This window comes from Pseudomonas sp. Y24-6 (assembly GCF_020295325.1).
Lineage (GTDB): Bacteria > Pseudomonadota > Gammaproteobacteria > Pseudomonadales > Pseudomonadaceae > Aquipseudomonas > Aquipseudomonas gregormendelii.
The window spans coordinates 1-20,827 of record NZ_JACBXG010000001.1 but is presented as its reverse complement, the minus strand read 5'-3'; the positions used below and the strand labels follow the sequence as shown (position 1 = coordinate 20,827).

Here is a 20,827-nt window from a genome sequence, read left to right as displayed (position 1 = left end):
AAGCCAGCTCCCACAGGTTTTTGTGTTGTCAGAAAGGCTGGGTCAACACTTTGATCCCTGTGGGAGCTGGCTTGCCAGCGATGGCGTCAGGATTGTGTACGCAAGGCCAGCTGCTTGATCACCTCAACCACTGGCGCCACGCGCTCGGCTTGCCCCGGCGGCCACACCGCATACAAGTTGTAATGCGCCGGGATCTGCGCGGTGTTCAGTTCAACCAGGCGCCCCGCGCGCAACGCATCCGCCGCCAGCAGCCCACGCACCAATCCCGCACCGACCCCCGCTTCAGCCGCTGCTATCAGGTTCGCCGCATTATCGAAAATAACCCGCGCGGCCGGCTCGGTGGGGGTTAATCCTGCGGCATCCAGCCACGGAATCCACGACCGGCGCGTGTAGCCCAGCAACGGCAATTGCAACACCTGCGCCGGCGTCATCGGCAGCTGCATAGCGTGCCGCTCAAGCAGTCCGGGGGAGGCCACCGCCATGACCCGGTCACCGCAGATCTGCGTCATCTCGCAGTCCTCCCAGTCGCCATAGCCATAACGCAATGCCAGGTCCACCCGCTCGAACGAAGTGCGATCCGAGCGTGGCACCGACAGCATCACGACTTCATGCCCGGGCAGTAAATCCAGAAGCTCGGGCAAGCGTGGGTTGAGCCAGCTCTGCGCCAGCTCGCTGTCGACATCGAGCGTCAGCCGCTGCGCCACGCTGCGGTTCTTCACTGAGGACAACGCACGGTCGATTTGTGCCAGGCCGTCAGAGAGCACGCTGGCGAACAACTGGCCGGCATCGGTCAGGTTGCTGCCACCGCCTTCGCGCACGAACAGCGGCTGGCCGATGAAGTCTTCCAGGGCACGGATCTGCTGGCTGATGGCGCTGTGGGTCAAGTCGAGCTTGCGCGCAGCGCTGGAAAAACTGCCGCTGCGCGCAGCCTGGATGAATGCGCTCATGGACTGTACCGACGGGTATCGTTTGTACATGCTGTTAGTCCTACTTACACAGGGTGGCAGAAATCGTCGCTGGCCCGATTGGCCTGGGGTTACCACTATTCGATCACCAGGCCCGCACAAAGACGGGCCGCTCTTTTGGAGCCTGACAATGATCGAATTCACGGTAAACGGCGAACGACACGAGCTGGTAGAGACTGCGCCCTCCATGCCCTTGTTATGGGTGTTGCGTGACCACTTGAAACTCACCGGCACCAAGTTCGGCTGCGGCATGGGGCTGTGCGGTGCCTGCACGGTGCACCTGGACGGGGTCGCAGTGCGTTCCTGCCAGTTACCGGTGGCGGCGGTGGCGGGGCACAGCATCACGACCATCGAAGGCTTGTCGCCCACCGGGCAGCATCCGCTGCAGCTGGCCTGGGTTGCCGAAGATGTCCCGCAATGCGGCTACTGTCAATCCGGCCAGATCATGTCGGCGGCGGCGCTGCTCATCACCGGGGCGGCGGTCACGGATGAGTCGATCCGCGATGCGATGTCCGGCAACCTATGCCGCTGCGGCACGTACGGGCGCATCAACAAGGCGATCAAGCGCGCAGCCAATGCGCCGAAGGAGGCGTGATGACGAGCACCTGGATCGAACTGCCGCGCCGGCAGTTTCTCAAGCACAGCGCCACCGTTGCTGCGGGTATGGCGGTTGCCTTCTACCTGCCCGCCGGCATCAGCGCCAGCGACCCGAAAGCGCCGGCACCTGCCACTGCCTTTGAGCCGAATGCCTGGGTGCGGGTATTGCCCGATGGCACGGTCAAACTGGTGGTGCACAAACACGATTCCGGCACCGGCACCCACACTGCACTGGCCGCGTGCGTGGCGGAGGAGCTGGACGTCAACCCGATGACCGTGCAGGTCATCTCGCCGGAAAACCCCTTCTTCGAAACCTATATCCACCCGGTGTGGAAAGTCTATTCCACCGGGGGCAGCACCAGCGTGTCGCTGGAGTTTGATCGCTTGCGTATGGCGGGTGCCACCGCTCGAGCATTATTGATCGCGGCAGCGGCGAGGCAGTGGCAGGTCAGCCCTGACAGCTGCACCACCGAGGAGGGCCGGGTGGTCCACAGCACCAGCCAGCGCAGCCTGGGTTATGGCGAACTGGCGAGTGTGGCCGCGCACTTGCCGGCGCCCACAGCCGTCAAGCTCAAGGACCCCGCGCAGTTCAAGTACATCGGCAAATTGCGCCATAAACGCGATGCGGCGGCGAAGGTCTGCGGACGTTTCAAGTACAGCATCGATGTGCAATTGCCCGACCTGTTGGTGGCGCTGATCCTGCGCACCCCGGTGGTGGGGGCGAAAGTCTTGAAGGTGGACAGCACTGCAGCATTACAGGTCCCGGGTGTGCGCAAGGTGATCGCTGTACCGGGCCGTCCCGACGTGCTCGGCGGCAATCAGGAAGGTGTCGCGGTGTTGGCCGACACTTACTGGGCCGCGCAGCAGGGGCGGGCGCTACTGGTGGTGCAATGGAGCGAGTCGCCCCTCGCCGGGCTCGACAGCGATCAGCTGGCCACAGCCCAGGCGGCGGCACTCGCTGATAAAACCGCGCTGCGGGTCACGGCGATGCAGGCGGGTGATGTCGATGCTCAATGGCCGGGCGCGGCGCGGCTGCTGGAAGCTGATTACCGCATGCCCTGCAAAGTCCAGAACCCTCTGGAACCGATCTGCATCACCGCCCAGGTCAAGGACCACGCCATCACCTATTGGGGCGGCGTGCAGGTACCGTCTTCGGCATTGGAGGCGGCGCACGTGGTGTGCCGTATCGCCAAGGACAAGGTCACCATCAATGAGATGGTCTCCGGTGGCAGTTTCGGCGCACGGGAGGCCAAGTACTGGCTGTTCGAAGTGGCGTACCTGGCGCAACAGGCCAAGGTCCCGGTGAAGCTGATGAACAGCCGTGAAGATGAAATGCGCTCGCTGTTCATGCACCCGGCCACGTTGCACAGGGCCAAAGGCGCACTGGACGCCCAGGGCCGCCTGACGGCCTTGCGCCTTGAAGCCGTGTCGCCGGCCTCGCCGGAGCAGTGGGAGCCGGGCTATTTTGAACGGCCTGACCGCATGGACTACAGCACCACCGAAGCGCTCACCGCGTGGGACTTTGCGTATCGTCCGGCGAACCTGGACCTGGTCTGGGTCAAGCACGAAAGCCAGGTGCCGAGCGGCTGGTATCGCTCGGTGAGCTTCATCCCCAACGTGTTCGCCGTGGAAAGCTTCATGGACGAGCTTGCGCGGGGTGCGGCAGAGGATCCCCTGGCCTTCCGGCTGGCACACATGCACGAGCGGCCGCGTCATGTCGCGGTGCTCAAAAGTGCCGCCGAGCGCGCGGGCTGGGGTCAGCCGCTACCGGAAGGCACGGCCCTGGGGATTGCCACCAATCAGGGTTACACCAGCTATATCGCCGTGGTGGCGCGGGTGGCCAGAAAGGACGGAGTGATTCGCGTGGAGAAGCTCACGTGCGTGGTCGATTGCGGTCTGGCCGTGTCGCCTGGCGGCGTCGAGGAACAGATCTACGGCGGCCTGATGTGGGGCCTTGGTCACGCGCTTTTCGACCGCATGGACATCAAGCAGGGCCAGGTGGTGCAGAGCAACTTCCATGATTACCGGGTGCCGCGCATGTCCGACATGCCGCAGGTAGACATCCTGGTGCTCGACGGCGAACCGGGCAAACCAGGGGGCGTCGGTGAGCTGGGCAGCCCGTCGGTGGCCCCGGCCATTGCCAACGCGCTGTTCAGCCTGACGGGCGTGCGTCAGCGCTCGACACCACTGACTCTTGGGTAAGCCGCCATGGACCTGCGCTTGTTGCGGTATTTCATGGCCTTGGCCGAAGAGCTGCATTTCGGTCGGGCTGCGGCGCGGTTGCACATCTGTCAGCCACCACTGAGCCAGCAGATCCGCCTGCTGGAGGAAGAACTCGGTACGCCGCTGTTCGAGCGCAGCCACCATCGGGTCGAACTGACGGCGGCGGGGCAGATGCTCAAGGAGCAGGCGCCCCTGGTGTTCGAACAACTGAACCGCGCGCTGGACCTGACCCGCCAGACCGGTCGCGGCCAGTTGGGCGAGCTGGAGATCGGCATGATCAGCTCGGTGATGGTCGGCGTGCTGCCGCGGGCCCTGCACCTGTTTCGCGAGCGCTATCCGCAGGTCAACTGGCGGTTGCACGAGATGACCCCGGCGGCTCAGGTCAAGGCCTTGAAGGAAAAGCGTATTGACGCCTGCGTGTTTCGGGTCGGCTACGACGATCCGGGCCTGCGTAACGAACTGCTGATTTATGAGCCGATCCGGGTGGTCATGCCGGTGGACCATCCATTGGCGCAACGCGAACTGCTGGCGCCCGCCGACCTCGCGGCAGAACCTTTCGTGGCACTGGAACTCAAGCAATCGAGGTTTGCCGATTTTCTCTTCCAGTGTTGCATCAAGGCCGGCTTCACCCCGCAGATCCGCCAGCAGGTGATCGAGGTACAGACCTTGCTCAGCCTGGTCCGCGCAGGGTTCGGGGTGGCCTTGCTGCCAGCCTCGATCGAACAGCTGGCGCCCGCCGGGCTGGTGTTCCGTCGGTTGAGCCCGGCTCTGCCCGAGGTGCCGCTTTACGCCACCTACCGCGCCGACGATGAATCGCCGGTGCTGAAGCTGTTCCTGGATACGTTGCGCGAGTTGGTCGTCGAAGGCGCGACCCGGTAGACGCTGCCTAGGGCTGTGGGAGCAAGCCTTGCTCACACAGCTGCTACAAGACTTATTCGCACTTACGCCAATGGCTGCGGTCGACATCTTCACAGAGCACCACGGGTTGGTGCGGATATATCAGTGGAGATCCAATGAGCCAGGACGTCCTGACCACCGAAACCAATCGCCGCCATCTCCAGCAGATCATCGCTGGCCTGTCCGACGGGGTTATTTTGCTGGAGCTAGACCAGACCATCATCTGGGCGAACGAAGCTGCACTGTCCATGCATGGCGTCGAGCAACTGGGTGACCTGGGTGCCAATGCCCAGGAATACGCCAAGCGCTTCGCCCTGCGTTATCGCAACAACCATCCGGTAGTGTTCGACAATTATCCGATCAGCCGCGTGGGCCGTGGCGAGACCTTCAGTGACGTGTTGGTGGAGGTGACCCCCACCGATGATGAGGAGCGCACCTGGGTGCACAACGTGCGCAGCCGGGTCCTGACCAACAGTCGCGGCGATCCCGAGTCGCTGGTGCTGATCATGGACGATGTCACCGAATGGGCCAGCGCCGAACAGCGCTTCGAACGGACCTTCAACGCCAACCCCGCGCCGGCGGTGATCTGTCGCCTGAGCGATCTGCGCTATATCAAGGTCAATGCCGGTTTCCTGGAAATGACCGGTTATACCCGGGATCAGGTGATCGGTGCGTCGACCTACGAGCTGGACATTCTCGAAGGGGCCGAGCGCCGGGAACTGGCCATCGAGCGCCTGCGCGAGCACGCCACCATTCCGCAAATGCAGGCCGAGCTGTCATTGCCCGAGGGCGGCAGCAAGCAGGTGATAGTGGCTGGTCAGCCGCTGGCGTTCAACGAGGAAGACTGCATGCTGTTTTCCTTTGTCGACATCGAGCCCCGGCACAAGGCCGAAGTTGCGTTGCGCCAGAGCGAGGAGCGATTTGCCAAGGCGTTTCGCCTGTCGCCGGTGCCGATCCTGGTGTGCGGGGCTGCCGATCAGGTGGTGATGGATGTCAACGAAGCGTTCCTCGACACCTTTGCCTATCCGAGTGAAGAAGTGCTGGGCAAAACGGTTGCCGACATTGGTTTCATTCATGACAAGGGGGCCCAGACCCGTCTGTTCGCCGCCCTGGAAAAAACCGCAAGGCTGGACCGCATCGACGTCGGCATGCGCAAGAAAACGGCTGAACTGCTCGACTGCGCCATCTCGGCCGACACGGTGAATATCCAGGACCATCCGTCTTACCTGCTGGTGATGATGGACATCACCGAGCGCAAGCGCACCGAGCTGGAACTGGTGGCGGCGATCGAGGAAGTGATGAAGGACGCATCCTGGTTCAGCCGGACGCTCATTGAAAAGCTCGCCAACGTGAAGAGCGTCAATTCACCGAAACTGCCCAGCGTGTCATTAGCCGAGCTGACGGCGCGCGAACGCGATGTGCTGGGGTTGATCTGTGAGGGCCTGGCCGACAAGGAGATTGCGGCGCGATTGAAGCTGGCACCCAACACGGTGCGTAACCATGTGTCGACCATCTATTCCAAGCTTAATGTCCACAGCCGCAGCGAGGCCATCGTCTGGGCACGGGAGCGGGGATTGTTCTCGGGTGAATGGCGCACCAAGGGGCAGCGCTAGGGGTGCAAATGCACTAGGTGATGGGGTGCAAATGGATGTGTCTGGCGACTCGTCCTGTTCGTAGTCTGGGAGGGTGCGACACAGGTGCTGGAAAAACCTGTGGTGCCCCAACGGTACATCTCAAGGAACAGCAACATTGATAGCGAAAACATCGACATATCGATCCATTTTGCGCCAGTGCCAAGGTGAATCCCTATGATTTCTCTCGTGCAATTGCGTACGCAGTTGGAGCAGAGCTTCCCTCCGCTGGCCTGTGACTGCAGCCTGACCGGCGACAATTCGCTCACGGTGAAGCTCTATCACCCGACTTCAGGTCAGGTCGACCTGGTGGTGAGCGGGTTGAGTGTCGTCAATCTGCGAACACCTGATGCGGTCGCCGCGCTGGTCGAAGAGTTGCGTTATGAACTCGAGAGTAACAACTTGCGCCAATTGGGCCCTTTATAGTCCAAAGCGGCCATTTACTGGCGTTGGCGGCAGGCTAGGCTATAAGAAATGCGAAGGTATTATTTTCTGTAACCAGCGCGCGGCTTCGCGATGTTGTCGTCAGGTTGCCGAAAGTGTCGATAACTTACCGCAGGTCAGCCTATGAAAAGTCTTGGGAAACGCGTTTTTTCGCCGCTGTCGCTTGCCCTTTGTGCAGTGATCCTTGGCGGCTGCGCCAGTCCGCCTCCGCCGCCACCCCCACCGGCACCACCACCTCTGGAACGTACGTGCGAAATGATCGAAAGCACTGATGTCCAGGGCGACGTACGTGGGGAGAACGGGCAGGTTACGCGAGTGACCGAGCTGACCCGGTGCGTCACCCAATAGGTTTTGCCATCGATATTGGTTTAATGCATACCCCCTGTAGGAGCTGCCGCAGGCTGCGATCTTTTGATCTTGGTGTTGGTTTTTTAATCCAAATCAAAATCAAGATCAAAAAATCGCAGCCTTCGGCAGCTCCTACGGGGTGTGCGTCAAGTCAGTTCAGGACCAGGTGTGCGTCAAGTCAGATCACGCCCGGGTGTGCGTCAAGTCAAGTCTACTCAGGAGAGGAACCCGCCATCCACATTCAGCGACACACCCGTGGTGTAGCTGGACGCGTCGCTCGCCAGATAAAGCACCGCCCCGGCCATTTCACTGGGGTCTGCTACGCGCTTGAGCGGGATCTGCTGCAGTGCGGTCTTGAGGATCGCATCGTTTTTCACCAGTGCCGAAGCAAACTTGGTGTCCGTCAGCCCTGGCAGCAGGGCGTTGCAACGGATGCCGAACTGCGCGCATTCCTTGGCAAATACCTTGGTCATGTTGATCACGGCAGCTTTGGTCACCGAGTAGATGCCCTGGAACACACCCGGGGAAATACCGTTGATCGATGCCACGTTGATGATGCTGCCACCGCCGTTCTCGCGCATCAGCTTGCCGGCTTCCACGGACATGAAGAAGTAGCCGCGGATGTTCACGTCCACGGTTTTCTGGAACGCCCCGAGGTCGGTGTCCAGCACGTTGCAGAACTGCGGGTTGGTCGCGGCGTTGTTGACCAGGATATCGAGACGGCCGAACTGTTCCTTGATGCCGGCGAAGACCTGGCTGATCTGTTCCATTTCGCCAATATGACAGGCGATCGCCGTGGCTTTGCCACCTGCAGCGATGATGGCGTCGGCAACGTGCTGGCAGCCTTCGAGTTTGCGGCTCGAAACAATCACATGGGCGCCTTGCTGGGCCAGGAGTTTGGCAATGGCTTCACCAATGCCGCGGCTGGCGCCGGAAACGAAGGCGATTTTGCCATCGAGGTCGAACAACTGAGTCTTGGACATGGAATTCCCTTAATGAAGAGTCTTGTTATTGGGCCAGGGCGGATTCAGAGGCTGGATTTGGCAATGACCTGCAGGCTCATCTGCTCCAGCAGTTTGTTCATGTGAATGAACTGCGCGAAGCGTTTGTCCTGGGTCTGGCCATGGAAGAAGCGGTAGTAGATCTGCTGCACGATGCCGGCCAGGCGAAACAGGCCGTAGGTGTAGTAGAAATCGAAGTTGTCGATCTGCAGGCCGGCACGTTCGGCATAGTAGTCGACGAATTCACGGCGAGTGAGCATGCCGGGAGCATGGCTCGGCTGGCGGCGCATCAGTTGTACCGGCGGCGGGTCGTTGGCTTCTATCCAGTAGGCCAGGGTGTTGCCCAGGTCCATCAGTGGGTCGCCGAGGGTGGTGAGCTCCCAATCGAGCACGCCGATGATCTGCATCGGATTGCCGGGGTCGAGAATCACATTGTCGAAGCGGTAGTCGTTGTGCACGATGCTTGAGGTAGGGTGATCGGCGGGCATCTTGTCATTGAGCCAGGCCTTCACCGCTTCCCACTTGGGTGCATCCGGGGTCAGGGCCTTCTCATAACGATCGCTCCAGCCGCGAATCTGCCGCGCCACATAGCCTTCGGGTTTGCCCAGGTCGCCCAGGCCACAGGCCTGGTAGTCGACCCTGTGCAGCTCGACCAACTTGTCGATGAAGCTCTTGCACAGGGATTCGGTCCTGGCTGAATCCAGTCCCAGCTCCGCAGGCAGCTCGGAGCGCAGGATAATGCCTTTGACCCGCTCCATCACATAGAACTCGGCGCCTATCACCGATTCGTCAGTGCAGTGCACGTAAGCCTTGGGGCAATAGGGAAAACCGTCGCGCAGTTGATTGAGGATGCGAAACTCGCGCCCCATGTCGTGGGCAGACTTGGCCTTGTGACCGAACGGGGGGCGGCGCAGGACGAACTCCTGCCCGGGGTATTCCAGCAGGTAAGTGAGGTTGGAGGCGCCCCCGGGGAACTGGCTGATGGTGGGCAGGCCAGTCAATCCGGGAATATGGGCCTTGAGGTAAGGATCGATCAGGCTGGCATCGAGTTCTTCGCCGCTGCGGATAGGTGTGGATTGGTCAGTAAGCGCCATGCTTATCCCTTCTGCTTATTCTGGAGGCCTGAAACTATTGGCTAATCTAATGCGCACTCCTGGCACCCACAACCACGAACATCCCTTATAGGTGAGCGTGTTGCCGGCCAATCATTGTTTTTGATACACCTGTTTGAATTATCTCAGAGCACCGCACTGCTCAGATCGCTGGGCAGGTTGACGGGTGTCAGTACCGGTTCTCCGGAAAAGAATGCCACCAGGTTGCGCCCGACCATCTCCACGGTTCCCTGGGTCGCTTCGGGAGACAGTCCGGCGACGTGCGGGGTGAGGATCACGTTGGCCAGGGACTTGAGTGCATCGGGGACCCGGGGCTCGGCGTCGAATACGTCCAGCGCCGCGCCAGCGATCCTGCGTTGCTCAAGCGCGCTGATGAGGTCGGCAGTCACGACCACGCTGGCCCTGGCGATGTTGACGATAAAACCGCTGGGCCCCAGGGCATCGAGCACTTGGCGGTTGATCAGGTGCCGGGTACCCACCCCACCGGGCGTTGCGACGATCAGAAAGTCCGAGGCCCGGGCCAGCTCGGTGGGAGTGGAGCAAAAATCGTAGGGTACATCCTTGCGGTTCTGCCGGTTGTGGTAGCAGATCGTCATGTCGAAGCCATTGGACGCGCGCTTGGCGATGGCCATGCCGACTGCACCAAGGCCGAGGATACCCAGGCGTTTGCCCGCCAGCGACGGGCGCATGATTTTCGGCCACTCGCCCCGGCGCACGGCGGCGTCGCAGCGGGGAATGTCGCGCACCAGCGACAGCAGCATTGCCATGGCATGGTCGGCCACCGAGGACGCATTCACCCCGGCACCGTTGGTGACAGTGATGCCCCGGTCGGCGGCGGCATGCAGGTCGACGTGTTCGTAACCGGCGCCGATCACGCAGATGATCTTGAGGGCGGGCAGGGCGCTGATCTCTTCGGCGTACAAGCCAAGCGGCCCGCGGGTCAGCACTGCGTCGATCCGGTCACCATGACGGCTGATGGCGGCGGCCCGTTCGTTGGGCGTCGGTGCCAGAATCAGGTGAAAGCCCTGGTGTTCAAGAATCGGCAGGTAGTCATTGATGGTTTCGACCAGTACCAGAACGGTTGCGGGCATTGCGCGACTCCTGTGATCGGCGACTAGGTGGACAGCGCAAATGGGTCAAAAATGCTGATTCCCTGACAGTTTGGCAATCGTTGTCATTTACGCAGTAGTGCTTTGATTCTGGACGGGTTCACGCAAGAAGCAAGGTCGGCGGCACACCGGCTATCTACCGTGCGACCTCTCCCTGTTTACGGATGGCCTGAACCCATGACCGGACGACCGATACCCGACGCATCCCACAACGTCATGATTTGCGTCACCGCACGATCTATCTGTTCGAGGGGGACACCGTCCCGGGCAAGTACCGAAATTCCCAACAGAAAGCTGTCGAACACGGTGGCCAATGCATCGGGCGCCACAGTCGCCGCCAGCTCCCCGGCCGCAACAGCTCGTTCGATACAAGCCACGATGCCGGCCCGGTTGGTGGCACGTGCCTGCGCGAGTGGTTGAGATATGATTTTGCTCTCATCCGTGCAGGCACTCAAAAGGCCCAGCGCCACCAGGCACCCTTTGGGGTGGTCGGGTTCACACTGCATTTTCGCTGAGCGCCGCAGCGTGAGTTCGATCGACTCCCTCGGGGGGAGCGTGGTATCGAACAGGCTATCGGTCACCCGGCCGTGGGTGTTCAGATAATGTTCCATCACTTCATTGAACAGCGCCTGCTTTGAGCCGAATGCAGCGTAGAAGCTGGGTGCGGTGATGCCGCCGCCGATATTGGCCTTGAGCAGGCTGAGTGACGTTGCGTCATAGCCGTGCTCCCAGAACAAATGCAGCGCCTGAGTAATCGCCACGCCACGGTCAAAGGTGCGCGGACGTCCCATCTGTGCCATGTGAACCTCCTCTCGATGACTTAAATACTAATCGATATATAAGTCGTTGACTAGGTGGCGGGCCACCTCCATAGTGTACCGATCGGTATATATGTGAGGTGGCAAATGACTATAAATGAGCGACACAGCGAAAAGCTTCCGCTTGGGGCATTACTTGCACTGGCCATGACGGGTTTCATTTGCATTGTCACCGAGACCTTGCCAGCGGGCTTGCTGCCCGAAATTGGCAGTGGCCTGGGTGTCTCTGCGTCTCTGGCCGGACAGATGGTGACTGTCTATGCATTGGGGTCGTTGCTGGCGGCGATCCCGCTGACCATCGCCACGCAAAGCTGGCGCCGCAGAACGGTACTGTTGGTGACCATTGTCGGCTTCCTGGTATTCAACTCCCTCACGGCGCTGTCTTCCGATTACTGGTTGACGCTGATTGCACGGTTTTTCGCCGGGGTTTCAGCCGGGCTGGCCTGGAGCCTCATCGCGGGCTATGCACGGCGCATGGTCGCTCCTCATTTGCAGGGGCGCGCATTGGCGGTGGCGATGGTGGGTACGCCCATCGCGTTGTCGCTGGGTGTACCGATGGGAACCTGGTTGGGTGGATTCATGGGCTGGCGCCTGGCCTTTGGATTGATGTCCGGCATGACCCTGATATTGATCGTTTGGGTGCTGATCAAAGTGCCGGATTACCCAGGTCAATCTTCCTCACAGCGCATGCCCTTACGGCAGGTGTTTTTCACCCCAGGCGTGCGCTCGGTATTGGCGGTTGTCTTCACCTGGATGCTGGCCCACAACATTCTTTACACCTATGTCGCACCCTTCGTTTCCAAGGCTGGGCTGAACAGCAACGTCGATTTGGTCCTGCTCACATTTGGTGTCGCTGCGCTGGCCAGCATCTGGCTCACGGGTCGACTGGTTGACCGGCACCTGCGAACAACCGTGCTGGCCAGCCTTGCAGCATTCGCAGCGGTGTCGATTTTCCTCGGCGTGTTCTCAAGCTCCGCCGCGGCCATTTACGTGGGAGTCTTCATTTGGGGGCTGACCTTTGGAGGCGCGGCCACCTTGCTGCAAACGGCACTTGCCGACGCCGCAGGCAAGGGCTCTGACGTTGCGCTCTCCATGAACGTAGTGGTCTGGAACAGCGCTATTGCCGGCGGTGGACTGCTGGGTGGTGTGTTACTCGGCCAATGGGGAACCCGTGCATTTCCCGGCGTGTTGCTGGCACTGCTATTGATCAGCCTGGCCATTGCATTTCGGGCACGGGTGCATGGTTTTCCCCAAGGTCAACGGCAAAACACCCAGGCGGTCCACGGTCATTGACCGGAGGATAGCACGCCTTCGAACGGTCGTAATTTTCATCGGGCGGCATACCTGAAAGCGACAGATCATTCAGCTGATAACGACAGTTTTTGTGCTGATAACGACAAGTCGACGATCTGCCAGGCACAACCATTCCTCAGCTAAGTCTTTGCTTCTGCTCAGTTATCGCGGAGAATCGCGCCCCTGTTTCGGCCGGAGCATGTCTGTCGGTTTTTTCCGACGCGTCCTGACCGAGTGGCAAGTGACCGGAATGCGGAGATCCGACCGGATGAATGATCAGGCCAATAGCGTCGACGAACGCTATGTAGCGACGAAACCCACCAGCCTCGAAGGCTGGAATCGCCATGACACCACCTGGATGTTGGGGCTGTTTGGCACGGCCATCGGCGCCGGCACGCTGTTCCTGCCGATCAACGCGGGGCTGGGCGGTTTCTGGCCGCTGCTGATTCTGGCGCTGTTGGCGTTCCCCATGACCTTCTACGCGCACCGTGGCCTGACCCGGTTCGTATTGTCCGGGCGCGAAGGGGCCGACATTACCGAAGTGGTTGAAGAACATTTCGGCATCAAGGCCGGCGCGCTGATCACCTTGCTGTACTTCTTCGCGATCTTTCCGATCCTGCTGATCTACAGCGTGGCACTGACCAACACTGTGGGCAGTTTCCTTGAGCATCAACTGCACATCATGCCGCCACCGCGCGCGGTATTGTCGCTGGTGCTGATTCTGGGGCTGCTAGCGGTGGTGCGTTGCGGCGAACAGGTGATCGTCAAGGCCATGAGCCTGATGGTCTATCCGTTCATTGTTGCGCTGCTGTTCCTGGCGGTGTTCCTGATTCCCCACTGGAACGGTGGCATCCTCGCTACTGCCACCACAGTGCCGGCGCCTTCGGCGTTACTGCATACGCTGTGGCTGGCGATTCCGGTGATGGTGTTCTCATTCAACCACTCGCCGATCATCTCGGCCTTCGCGGTGGATCAGAAGCGTCGCTACGGTGAACATGCCGAAGAGCGCAGCTCGCAGATCCTGTCCCGCGCCCACGCTTTGATGGTGGTGATGGTGCTGTTCTTCGTGTTCAGCTGCGTGCTGACACTGTCACCGGCGCAACTGGCGGAAGCCAAGGCGCAGAACCTGTCGATTCTGTCGTACCTGGCCAACCATTTCAGCAACCCGACCATTGCCTTTGCGGCGCCACTGATTGCCTTCGTGGCCATTTCCAAGTCGTTCCTGGGGCACTACATCGGCGCCAGTGAAGGGCTCAAGGGGCTGATCGTCAAGAGCGGCAAGCGTCCGGCGGCCAAGACCCTGGACCGCATGACGGCAGCCTTCATGCTGGTGGTCTGCTGGATTGTGGCGACATTGAACCCGAGCATCCTGGGGATGATTGAAACCCTGGGCGGACCGATCATTGCGGCGATTCTGTTCCTGATGCCGATGTACGCGATTCGCAAGGTACCGGCCATGGCGCGTTATCGCGGGCAGGCTTCGAACGTGTTCGTGACGGCGGTGGGGCTGGTGGCGATATCGGCGCTGATTTATTCGCTTTCTGCCTGATGGTTTTTGTGTTGCGTTGAGTCCGCTATCGCTGGCAAGCCAGGCTCCCACAGGTTCAGCGTAGATCCTGTGGGAGACTGGCTTGCCAGCGATGAACGATAACGCGGTGTGCCAGAAGGCATAAAAAAACGCCGCTCATCTCACGATGGGCGGCGTTTTTTATTGCGTTGTAACCTTAGGCTTGAACGACCGGGATGTTGGCGTTCGCTGCAGCTTCACGGAACTCGGCGATCTGGTCGAAGGACAGGTAGCGGTAGACATCAGCCGCCATGCTGTCGATCTTGCCAGCGTATTCCATGTACTCCTCGACGGTCGGCAGGCGACCCAGGATGGAAGCCACCGACGCCAGTTCAGCCGAAGCCAGGTAGACGTTCGCGCCGTCACCCAGACGGTTCGGGAAGTTACGGGTCGAAGTCGACACGACGGTCGAATTCGGCTCTACACGTGCCTGGTTACCCATGCACAGCGAGCAGCCCGGCATTTCCATGCGTGCGCCAGCCTTGCCGTAGATACCGTAGTAGCCTTCCTCGGTCAGTTGGTGAGCGTCCATCTTGGTCGGCGGCGACAGCCACAGACGGGTTGGCAGCTGACCCTTGACCTGCTCCAGCAACTTGCCCGCAGCGCGGAAGTGGCCAATGTTGGTCATGCACGAACCGATGAACACTTCGTCGATCTTCTCACCAGCAACACTGGACAGCAGGCGGGCGTCGTCCGGATCGTTCGGCGCGCAGAGCACAGGCTCCTTGATGTCGGCCAGGTCGATTTCGATGATTTCAGCGTATTCGGCGTCCGCATCGGCAACCATCAGCTCAGGGTTGGCAACCCAGGCTTCCATCGCTTGGGCACGACGTTCCAGGGTACGCGCATCGCCGTAGCCTTCGCCGATCATCCAGCGCAGCAGGGTGATGTTGGAGTTCAGGTACTCGGTGATCGACTCTTTCGACAGCTTGATGGTGCAACCGGCAGCCGAACGTTCGGCCGAGGCGTCGGACAGCTCGAAAGCCTGCTCGATGCTCAGGTCGTCCAGGCCTTCGATTTCCAGGATGCGGCCGGAGAAGGCGTTCTTCTTGCCTTTCTTTTCAACGGTCAGCAGGCCAGCCTGGATCGCGAAGTAAGGAATGGCGTGAACCAGGTCACGCAGGGTGACGCCCGGTTGCATTTTGCCCTTGAAACGCACCAGGATCGATTCCGGCATGTCCAGTGGCATGACGCCAGTGGCTGCGGCGAACGCTACCAGGCCGGAACCGGCCGGGAACGAAATGCCCATTGGGAAACGGGTGTGCGAGTCACCACCGGTACCGACGGTGTCCGGCAGCAGCATGCGGTTCAGCCAGCTGTGGATGATGCCGTCGCCCGGACGCAGGGAAACGCCGCCGCGGGTCATGATGAAGTCTGGCAGGGTGTGGTGGGTGGTCACGTCGATCGGCTTTGGATAGGCCGCGGTGTGGCAGAAGGACTGCATCACCAGATCGGTCGAGAAGCCCAGGCACGCCAGGTCTTTGAGTTCGTCACGGGTCATTGGACCGGTGGTGTCCTGGGAACCGACGGTGGTCATCTTCGGTTCGCAGTAGGTACCAGGACGAACGCCTTTGCCTTCTGGCAGGCCGCAGGCCTTGCCGACCATTTTCTGTGCCAGGGTGAAGCCTTTGCCGGTATCGACAGGGGCTTCTGGCAGCTTGAACAGGTCGGTTGGACCCAGGCCCAGTTCGGCACGGGCCTTGTCGGTCAGGCCGCGACCGATGATCAGCGGGATACGGCCGCCGGCGCGAACTTCGTCCAACAGTACCGGAGTCTTCATTTCGAAGGTGGTCAGGACTTCGTCAGTGCCGTGTTTGCAGACTTTGCCAGCATGCGGGTACAGGTCGATCACGTCGCCCATGTGCATGTTGGTGACGTCGAATTCGATCGGCAGGGCGCCGGCATCTTCCATGGTGTTGTAGAAGATCGGAGCGATCTTGCTGCCGAAGCAGAAACCGCCAGCACGTTTGTTCGGGACGTAAGGCACGTCGTCGCCGAAGAACCACAGCACCGAGTTGGTGGCGGATTTACGCGACGAACCGGTACCGACCACGTCACCGACGTAGGCGATAGGGAAGCCTTGACCGCGCATTTCTTCGATCTGCTTCATCGGGCCGGTCTTGCCTTGCTCGTCCGGCACGATGCCTTCGCGAGCCATTTTCAGCATGGCCAGGGCGTGCAGCGGGATGTCCGGGCGGGACCAGGCGTCTGGAGCAGGGGACAGGTCGTCGGTGTTGGTTTCGCCGGTGACCTTGAACACGCGCAGGCTGATCTTGTCGGCCAGGGTCGGACGGTTGCTGAACCACTCGCCGTCAGCCCAGGACTGGATCACGCTTTTGGCGTGTTCGTTACCGTTGCGGGCTTTTTCAGCGACATCGTGGAACGCATCGAACATCAGCAGGGTGTGCTTGAGCTGAGCGGCTGCAACAGGGGCCAGTTCGGCGCTGTCGAGCAGGTCAACCAGGGTCACGATGTTGTAGCCGCCCTGCATGGTGCCGAGCAGTTCAACAGCGCGCTTCTTGTCGATCAGGGGGGAAGTTGCTTCGCCTTTGGCGAGGGCAGACAGGAAACCGGCCTTTACATAGGCTGCTTCGTCCACGCCTGGCGGAATGCGATTGGTGATCAGGTCAACGAGGAAAGCTTCTTCGCCAGCCGGGGGATTCTTCAGCAGCTCGACCAGGCCTGCAGTTTGTTCGGCGTTGAGCGGCTGGGGAACGATACCCAGTGCTGCACGCTCTTCGATATGTTTGCGGTAGGCTTCAAGCACAGTTATTACCCTCATCAGTGGTCCCAAATGGGTGTCCGGGACGCTCATCCCGAAATTGCCGTACTCATGCGCTGCGCGGCGTTGTGGGCCGCTTAGCCAGAATTACCGACAATTCCTTACAGAAGCTGCTTTCAAAGTTTTACGCCTGCAGAACGGGGAGCTGATGAGGGTTGGCGTTGGGCTTTTCCCCGCTGGAAAAACCCTTCGCCAACACCGCTCTGAAGGAACGACTGTGCTCGTGACGCTTTGAAAACAGCTTCTAACGGACATTGGCGCCTTAAAAGGCTGGCTGATTCTACGGCAAAAAAAAATTAAAGGTAAGTGAGGGCCTATTGGACTTTGGTGGCGAGTCGCGTTGTGCGCCTGCGTGTGCGAGGCAAGGCGCGGGATGCCGCTAATGACTGTTCCCTTGGCAAATCCCGCAACGCAGCTTCGCACACGTAGGCGCGCAACGCGGCCGGTGCCAAAGTCCAATAGACCCTCCGCCCCTCAAGATTGAGGGGTGATCAATGTTAGACAAAGGGCTAACATGCCGACCTGTCCTGCTCTCCCGTGTTCTCCTTACCTATGCCCAATCAGACCATCAAGACCCCTTGCGTCGGCCTCTGCTCCACTGTTTACGGTGACCTGGTGTGCCGTGGCTGCAAGCGTTTCCATCACGAAGTGATCAACTGGAATGGTTACAACGAGGAGGAGAAGCGCGCGGTGTGGCTGCGTCTGGAGCAGCTGTTGTCCCAGGTCATGGCCAGCAAGCTGGAGATTTTCGACCCCCAGCGCCTGCGGCTGCAGCTGGAACAGCGCAAGATTCGCTTCGTGCCGCATCAGTCGGAATATTGCTGGGCCTATCAGCTGATTGCCCGGGGGGCGCGGGTGATCAACAACCTCGAGGCCTACGGCATGGTGCTGATGCCGGAATTTCGCGACTGGAACCTGCCGGAGCTGCGCGATGCGATTGATCGGGAGTTCTTTTTGCTGTCGGAGGCGCACTACCAGCGCTATATCGCCCCTGGCTTTCTGAAAGACGCCTTCGGCGGCTGACTTAAAGTCAAAAGATCGCAGCGCCCACAGGCGCGTAGGAGCTGCCGAAGGCTGCGATCTTTTGATCTTGCTTTTGCTTTAATGCCGCGCCACCACCTCTTCCAGATGATCCTCGATCTCCTGCGGCTTGAGCACCAGCACATCACTCTCCACCGCATCCAGCACCACCTCTGCGGTATTGCCGATCAACGCCCCCGACAACCCGGACCGCGCCACGGTGCCAATCACTGTCACCACTGCACGCAGCTTGTGCGCCATGAACGGAATCAGCACGTCAGCCGGCCCTTCCTCGATGTGCAAGTGCTGATCGTCGATGTCGAACTCGGCCTGGAACGCCCGGCATTGTTCGCGATATCGCGCTTCTATGGTTTCGCTGAGTTGGAAGGTGGGGTCGGCCGACGACAGCATCGGCGACGGATGGGCGCTGATCACGTGCAGGCGGGCCTTGGCCAGGCTGGCGATGTCGTAGCCATGATCGATGATGATGTTGTGCAGGTGCCGGTGCTCCAGGTCGGTATTGCCGACATCGATGGCCGCCAGAACCACCCCGTCCTTCCACGGTTGGGCAGTTTTCACCAGCAGCACCGGGCACGGGCAGTGCCGCAACAGTTTCCAGTCCGCCGGCGTGAGCAGGGCTTTTTTCAGCGGGCTGTCGGGGAAGTGCTGCTTGATCACCAGGCCGCAACCTTCAGCCTGCTGCACATCGATGATGGTTTCATGCAGGCTTTCATTCCACGCCTGCTCGGTGGTGACGCTGTAGCCATCCGCCAACAGCGCCGCCTTGAGCACGCCGAGCATGCCGCCATGGTCGTGCTTGCGGTCGCATACCAGCAGATGCAGATGCGCCTGGGTCACGCCGGCAATCAGTTTTGCGCGTTTGAGCGCGAGGCTTTCCGAGTGTTCGGGCTCGATGACCACCAGGATGCTGCGGATGGCTTGCATGATCGGGTTCTCCGGGAGATGGAAAAATGCTGCGTGGGACAACTATAGTTGCTGGCCACGCATCCGGGACTTGATGCATATCAACGGTAAGCGACTGGTGGTCTGGCGGCAGGCCGGTATAATCGGCGCCCTTCGTTTTGTACCTTTCTTTGCGTGAGCCCCATGATCCTTCCCGAAATTCACGAGTTCCTCGGCTGCCGCACACCCGACGGCTGGGTTCAAGCCGCGCTGGCGGATCAGGAAACCCTGCTGATCGACCACAAGAACTGCGAATTCAAGGCGGCCAGCACGGCGTTGAGCCTGATCGCCAAGTATCACTCCCACGTCGACCTGATCAACCTCATGTCGCGCCTGGCCCGGGAAGAGCTGGTGCACCATGAACAGGTCATGCGCTTGATGAAGAAGCGCAAGATCGAGCTGCGCCAACTGTCGGCCGGGCGTTACGCCTCGGGCCTGCGCAAGGTGGTGCGTAGCCATGAGCCGGTAAAACTGGTGGATACCCTGGTGGTCGGCGCGTTCATCGAAGCCCGCAGTTGTGAGCGTTTTGAAGCCCTGGTGCCACATCTGGACGAAGAATTGGGCAAGTTCTATTTCGGCCTGCTCAAAAGCGAGGCCCGGCATTTCCAGGGTTATTTGAAACTGGCTTACCAGTATGGGGATGCGAAAGATGTTGCCCAGGTGATCGAGCGGGTGCGTGCGGCCGAGCAGGAGCTGATCGAATCACCGGACGTGGAATTCCGTTTCCACAGCGGCATCCCAACCGCCGCATAACCCCCGTATGAACGTGGCTTTCCCCTGATGACGCCCGCTAAATCGCCATCGCGGGCAAGCCGTGCTCCTGCAAAAAACGTCATCCGCAAGGCAGTAGAACCGCTTCACCACAGAGACTGTGACTACTTTTCCAGACCGAGGCGTATATGCCAATCGGCAATGGACTCCTCGGGGTAGACCTCGAACTGCTGGTCCTTGGGTTTCACCTCAACCTCCACCCACGACGCTTTCGAACCCAGCATCAAATGCGTGTGCTCCGGTGGCACCGGCAGCGCGGTGTCGATGGCCGAGGCAAACGGATGAATCAACTCCGGCCATTGCGGGCTGAACAGCCACAACCCAGTCCCGCAAACAGAACGGAAATGCCGCTCGGCGGTGCTGTTATGGGCGCGTTTATCACCCTCGTCCTTGAGCCGCGCATGGTAGATCGCGATGTGCTTGCGCCCGCGCACCTTCAGGCTGCGGGCGTCGCCACTGAGGTTGATCGCATAACCGCCGCCGCCCTGGGTCTTGCGGCAGATCGAGCAGTAGCAACGCTGGTAAGGGTAGGGATGAGCGCTGGTGAGGCTGAACGACACCGCGCCGCAATGGCATGAACCTTCGAGCTGCATGAGGACCTCCGACTGTTCTCGAATCGATTCAAGACAGCCTAGACCCTTAGCGACTGTCGACCGGCACCAGAATCGCGTCGCCGGTCGCCACCAGTTTTAACTCGTCACCGGTTTGCGCGAACAACTCGGCGCGGGCGAACACCTGCTTCTTCCCGGCCTTCACCACCTGCCCCTTGGCGATGAACACTTCACCGACAGCGGGTGCCAGGCAGTTGACTGAAAAATGCGACGCCAGCACGTTGCCGGCGACCGTCCCGGCGGCAAAACCGCAGGCGGTGTCGAGCAACGCGGCGATCAGGCCGGCATGCAGGAAGCCGGCGTACTGCGCCATGTCGGTTTCGCGAAAAACCAGGGTAAGTTCGGCTTCACCGCTTTGGGCGTAGGTGACTTCGAAGCCGGCCCAGCGGTTGAAGGCTGAGGTTGAGTTGATCTGTTTGAGTGCGTTGAGCATGGCGAATCCCTCCGGTTGAGGGATCAACATGCGCCGGGTTTGGGGGGAAGTCATGGTGGATAAAGGAGGGTGATGGGCGGGCGGAGTTGCGGTGAATGGACTGCTGCCAAAGGTACTGCTGCATATAGGTGGTGTAGGTGTAGAACGCCTGTAGGAGCTGCCGAAGGCTGCGATCTTTTGATCTTTTTTTGGCGCGGCGGCTTAAGATCAAGATCAAAAGATCGCAGCCTTCGGCAGCTCCT

General features: G+C 60.4%; 18 protein-coding genes. 9 read left to right on the top strand and 9 right to left on the bottom strand.

Annotated features, from left to right (window positions below; translation table 11 throughout):
• Positions 1 to 86 precede the first annotated feature (86 nt).
• A complete protein-coding gene (locus HYI44_RS00090) occupies positions 87 to 977 on the bottom strand; it encodes a LysR substrate-binding domain-containing protein (protein WP_318653918.1) in 891 nt (296 codons plus the stop codon).
• Positions 978 to 1,095: 118 nt separating this feature from the next.
• On the opposite strand from HYI44_RS00090, the gene HYI44_RS00085 reads away from it, so the two are divergent.
• From HYI44_RS00085 to HYI44_RS00065, 5 genes are all read left to right on the top strand, one after another.
• Positions 1,096 to 1,560, top strand: coding sequence for a (2Fe-2S)-binding protein (locus HYI44_RS00085; RefSeq protein WP_225568431.1), 465 nt, complete (start codon positions 1,096 to 1,098; stop codon positions 1,558 to 1,560).
• On the top strand, positions 1,560 to 3,764 hold the full coding sequence (locus HYI44_RS00080) for a xanthine dehydrogenase family protein molybdopterin-binding subunit (RefSeq protein ID WP_263868169.1): 2,205 nt from the start codon (positions 1,560 to 1,562) through the stop codon (positions 3,762 to 3,764). The genes HYI44_RS00085 and HYI44_RS00080 overlap by 1 nt, the downstream gene beginning before the upstream one ends.
• 6 nt (positions 3,765 to 3,770) lie before the next feature.
• Complete coding sequence (locus HYI44_RS00075) at positions 3,771 to 4,664, top strand: LysR substrate-binding domain-containing protein (RefSeq protein WP_122839641.1); 894 nt, start codon at positions 3,771 to 3,773, stop codon at positions 4,662 to 4,664.
• 134 nt (positions 4,665 to 4,798) lie between these two features.
• Complete coding sequence (locus HYI44_RS00070; RefSeq protein WP_122839642.1) at positions 4,799 to 6,295, top strand: helix-turn-helix transcriptional regulator; 1,497 nt, start codon at positions 4,799 to 4,801, stop codon at positions 6,293 to 6,295.
• 195 nt (positions 6,296 to 6,490) lie between these two features.
• Positions 6,491 to 6,739, top strand: coding sequence for a DUF1652 domain-containing protein (locus HYI44_RS00065; RefSeq protein WP_122839643.1), 249 nt, complete (start codon positions 6,491 to 6,493; stop codon positions 6,737 to 6,739).
• 581 nt (positions 6,740 to 7,320) lie between these two features.
• Here HYI44_RS00065 and HYI44_RS00060 read toward each other — a convergent pair.
• The 4 genes from HYI44_RS00060 to HYI44_RS00045 all read right to left on the bottom strand — a co-directional run bounded on the left by HYI44_RS00060 (position 7,321) and on the right by HYI44_RS00045 (position 11,127).
• The gene (locus tag HYI44_RS00060; RefSeq protein WP_045061630.1) at positions 7,321 to 8,088 is read right to left on the bottom strand and encodes an SDR family oxidoreductase; all 768 of its coding nucleotides are present in this window, start codon (positions 8,086 to 8,088) and stop codon (positions 7,321 to 7,323) included.
• 44 nt (positions 8,089 to 8,132) lie between these two features.
• On the bottom strand, positions 8,133 to 9,200 hold the full coding sequence (locus HYI44_RS00055; protein WP_225568429.1) for a phosphotransferase family protein: 1,068 nt from the start codon (positions 9,198 to 9,200) through the stop codon (positions 8,133 to 8,135).
• A 143-nt stretch (positions 9,201 to 9,343) separates the two neighbouring features.
• Complete coding sequence (locus HYI44_RS00050) at positions 9,344 to 10,309, bottom strand: 2-hydroxyacid dehydrogenase (RefSeq protein WP_122839645.1); 966 nt, start codon at positions 10,307 to 10,309, stop codon at positions 9,344 to 9,346.
• Positions 10,310 to 10,485: 176 nt separating this feature from the next.
• Positions 10,486 to 11,127, bottom strand: coding sequence for a TetR/AcrR family transcriptional regulator (locus HYI44_RS00045; protein ID WP_225568428.1), 642 nt, complete (start codon positions 11,125 to 11,127; stop codon positions 10,486 to 10,488).
• A 105-nt stretch (positions 11,128 to 11,232) separates the two neighbouring features.
• On the opposite strand from HYI44_RS00045, the gene HYI44_RS00040 reads away from it, so the two are divergent.
• The gene (locus tag HYI44_RS00040; RefSeq protein ID WP_225568427.1) at positions 11,233 to 12,438 is read left to right on the top strand and encodes an MFS transporter; all 1,206 of its coding nucleotides are present in this window, start codon (positions 11,233 to 11,235) and stop codon (positions 12,436 to 12,438) included.
• 268 nt (positions 12,439 to 12,706) lie between these two features.
• Positions 12,707 to 13,987, top strand: coding sequence for a serine/threonine transporter (locus tag HYI44_RS00035; RefSeq protein WP_122839648.1), 1,281 nt, complete (start codon positions 12,707 to 12,709; stop codon positions 13,985 to 13,987).
• Between the two features lie 175 nt (positions 13,988 to 14,162).
• Here the strand turns inward: HYI44_RS00035 and acnB are convergent, their stop codons facing one another.
• A complete protein-coding gene (gene acnB, locus HYI44_RS00030) occupies positions 14,163 to 16,772 on the bottom strand; it encodes a bifunctional aconitate hydratase 2/2-methylisocitrate dehydratase (protein WP_122839649.1) in 2,610 nt (869 codons plus the stop codon).
• A gap of 567 nt (positions 16,773 to 17,339) precedes the next feature.
• Between acnB and HYI44_RS00025 the strand changes: the two genes are divergently transcribed.
• A complete protein-coding gene (locus tag HYI44_RS00025) occupies positions 17,340 to 17,810 on the top strand; it encodes a DUF1289 domain-containing protein (RefSeq protein WP_010459705.1) in 471 nt (156 codons plus the stop codon).
• A 78-nt stretch (positions 17,811 to 17,888) separates the two neighbouring features.
• Here the strand turns inward: HYI44_RS00025 and HYI44_RS00020 are convergent, their stop codons facing one another.
• On the bottom strand, positions 17,889 to 18,752 hold the full coding sequence (locus HYI44_RS00020) for a universal stress protein (protein ID WP_201148592.1): 864 nt from the start codon (positions 18,750 to 18,752) through the stop codon (positions 17,889 to 17,891).
• Between the two features lie 162 nt (positions 18,753 to 18,914).
• Between HYI44_RS00020 and HYI44_RS00015 the strand changes: the two genes are divergently transcribed.
• The gene (locus tag HYI44_RS00015) at positions 18,915 to 19,523 is read left to right on the top strand and encodes a tRNA-(ms[2]io[6]A)-hydroxylase (protein WP_225568426.1); all 609 of its coding nucleotides are present in this window, start codon (positions 18,915 to 18,917) and stop codon (positions 19,521 to 19,523) included.
• Between the two features lie 122 nt (positions 19,524 to 19,645).
• On the opposite strand, the gene HYI44_RS00010 is transcribed toward HYI44_RS00015, so the two are convergent.
• Both HYI44_RS00010 and HYI44_RS00005 read right to left on the bottom strand, forming a co-directional pair.
• Positions 19,646 to 20,134 (bottom strand): GFA family protein, encoded by a 489-nt coding sequence (locus HYI44_RS00010; protein WP_225568425.1) that lies wholly within the window; start codon positions 20,132 to 20,134, stop codon positions 19,646 to 19,648.
• A 46-nt stretch (positions 20,135 to 20,180) separates the two neighbouring features.
• Positions 20,181 to 20,585 (bottom strand): PaaI family thioesterase, encoded by a 405-nt coding sequence (locus tag HYI44_RS00005; RefSeq protein ID WP_201148593.1) that lies wholly within the window; start codon positions 20,583 to 20,585, stop codon positions 20,181 to 20,183.
• Positions 20,586 to 20,827: the final 242 nt, after the last annotated feature.

Coding starts and splice junctions, on each gene's coding strand:
- HYI44_RS00080 (WP_263868169.1), top strand. CDS start 1,560: ATGACGAGCACCTGGATCGAACTGCCGCGCCGGCAGTTTCTCAAGCAC.
- HYI44_RS00045 (WP_225568428.1), bottom strand. CDS start 11,127: ATGGCACAGATGGGACGTCCGCGCACCTTTGACCGTGGCGTGGCGATT.
- HYI44_RS00055 (WP_225568429.1), bottom strand. CDS start 9,200: ATGGCGCTTACTGACCAATCCACACCTATCCGCAGCGGCGAAGAACTC.
- HYI44_RS00075 (WP_122839641.1), top strand. CDS start 3,771: ATGGACCTGCGCTTGTTGCGGTATTTCATGGCCTTGGCCGAAGAGCTG.
- HYI44_RS00010 (WP_225568425.1), bottom strand. CDS start 20,134: ATGCAGCTCGAAGGTTCATGCCATTGCGGCGCGGTGTCGTTCAGCCTC.
- HYI44_RS00090 (WP_318653918.1), bottom strand. CDS start 977: ATGTACAAACGATACCCGTCGGTACAGTCCATGAGCGCATTCATCCAG.
- HYI44_RS00015 (WP_225568426.1), top strand. CDS start 18,915: ATGATCCTTCCCGAAATTCACGAGTTCCTCGGCTGCCGCACACCCGAC.
- HYI44_RS00040 (WP_225568427.1), top strand. CDS start 11,233: ATGACTATAAATGAGCGACACAGCGAAAAGCTTCCGCTTGGGGCATTA.
- HYI44_RS00065 (WP_122839643.1), top strand. CDS start 6,491: ATGATTTCTCTCGTGCAATTGCGTACGCAGTTGGAGCAGAGCTTCCCT.
- HYI44_RS00025 (WP_010459705.1), top strand. CDS start 17,340: ATGCCCAATCAGACCATCAAGACCCCTTGCGTCGGCCTCTGCTCCACT.
- HYI44_RS00060 (WP_045061630.1), bottom strand. CDS start 8,088: ATGTCCAAGACTCAGTTGTTCGACCTCGATGGCAAAATCGCCTTCGTT.
- HYI44_RS00005 (WP_201148593.1), bottom strand. CDS start 20,585: ATGCTCAACGCACTCAAACAGATCAACTCAACCTCAGCCTTCAACCGC.
- HYI44_RS00050 (WP_122839645.1), bottom strand. CDS start 10,309: ATGCCCGCAACCGTTCTGGTACTGGTCGAAACCATCAATGACTACCTG.
- HYI44_RS00085 (WP_225568431.1), top strand. CDS start 1,096: ATGATCGAATTCACGGTAAACGGCGAACGACACGAGCTGGTAGAGACT.
- HYI44_RS00035 (WP_122839648.1), top strand. CDS start 12,707: ATGAATGATCAGGCCAATAGCGTCGACGAACGCTATGTAGCGACGAAA.
- HYI44_RS00070 (WP_122839642.1), top strand. CDS start 4,799: ATGAGCCAGGACGTCCTGACCACCGAAACCAATCGCCGCCATCTCCAG.
- HYI44_RS00020 (WP_201148592.1), bottom strand. CDS start 18,752: ATGCAAGCCATCCGCAGCATCCTGGTGGTCATCGAGCCCGAACACTCG.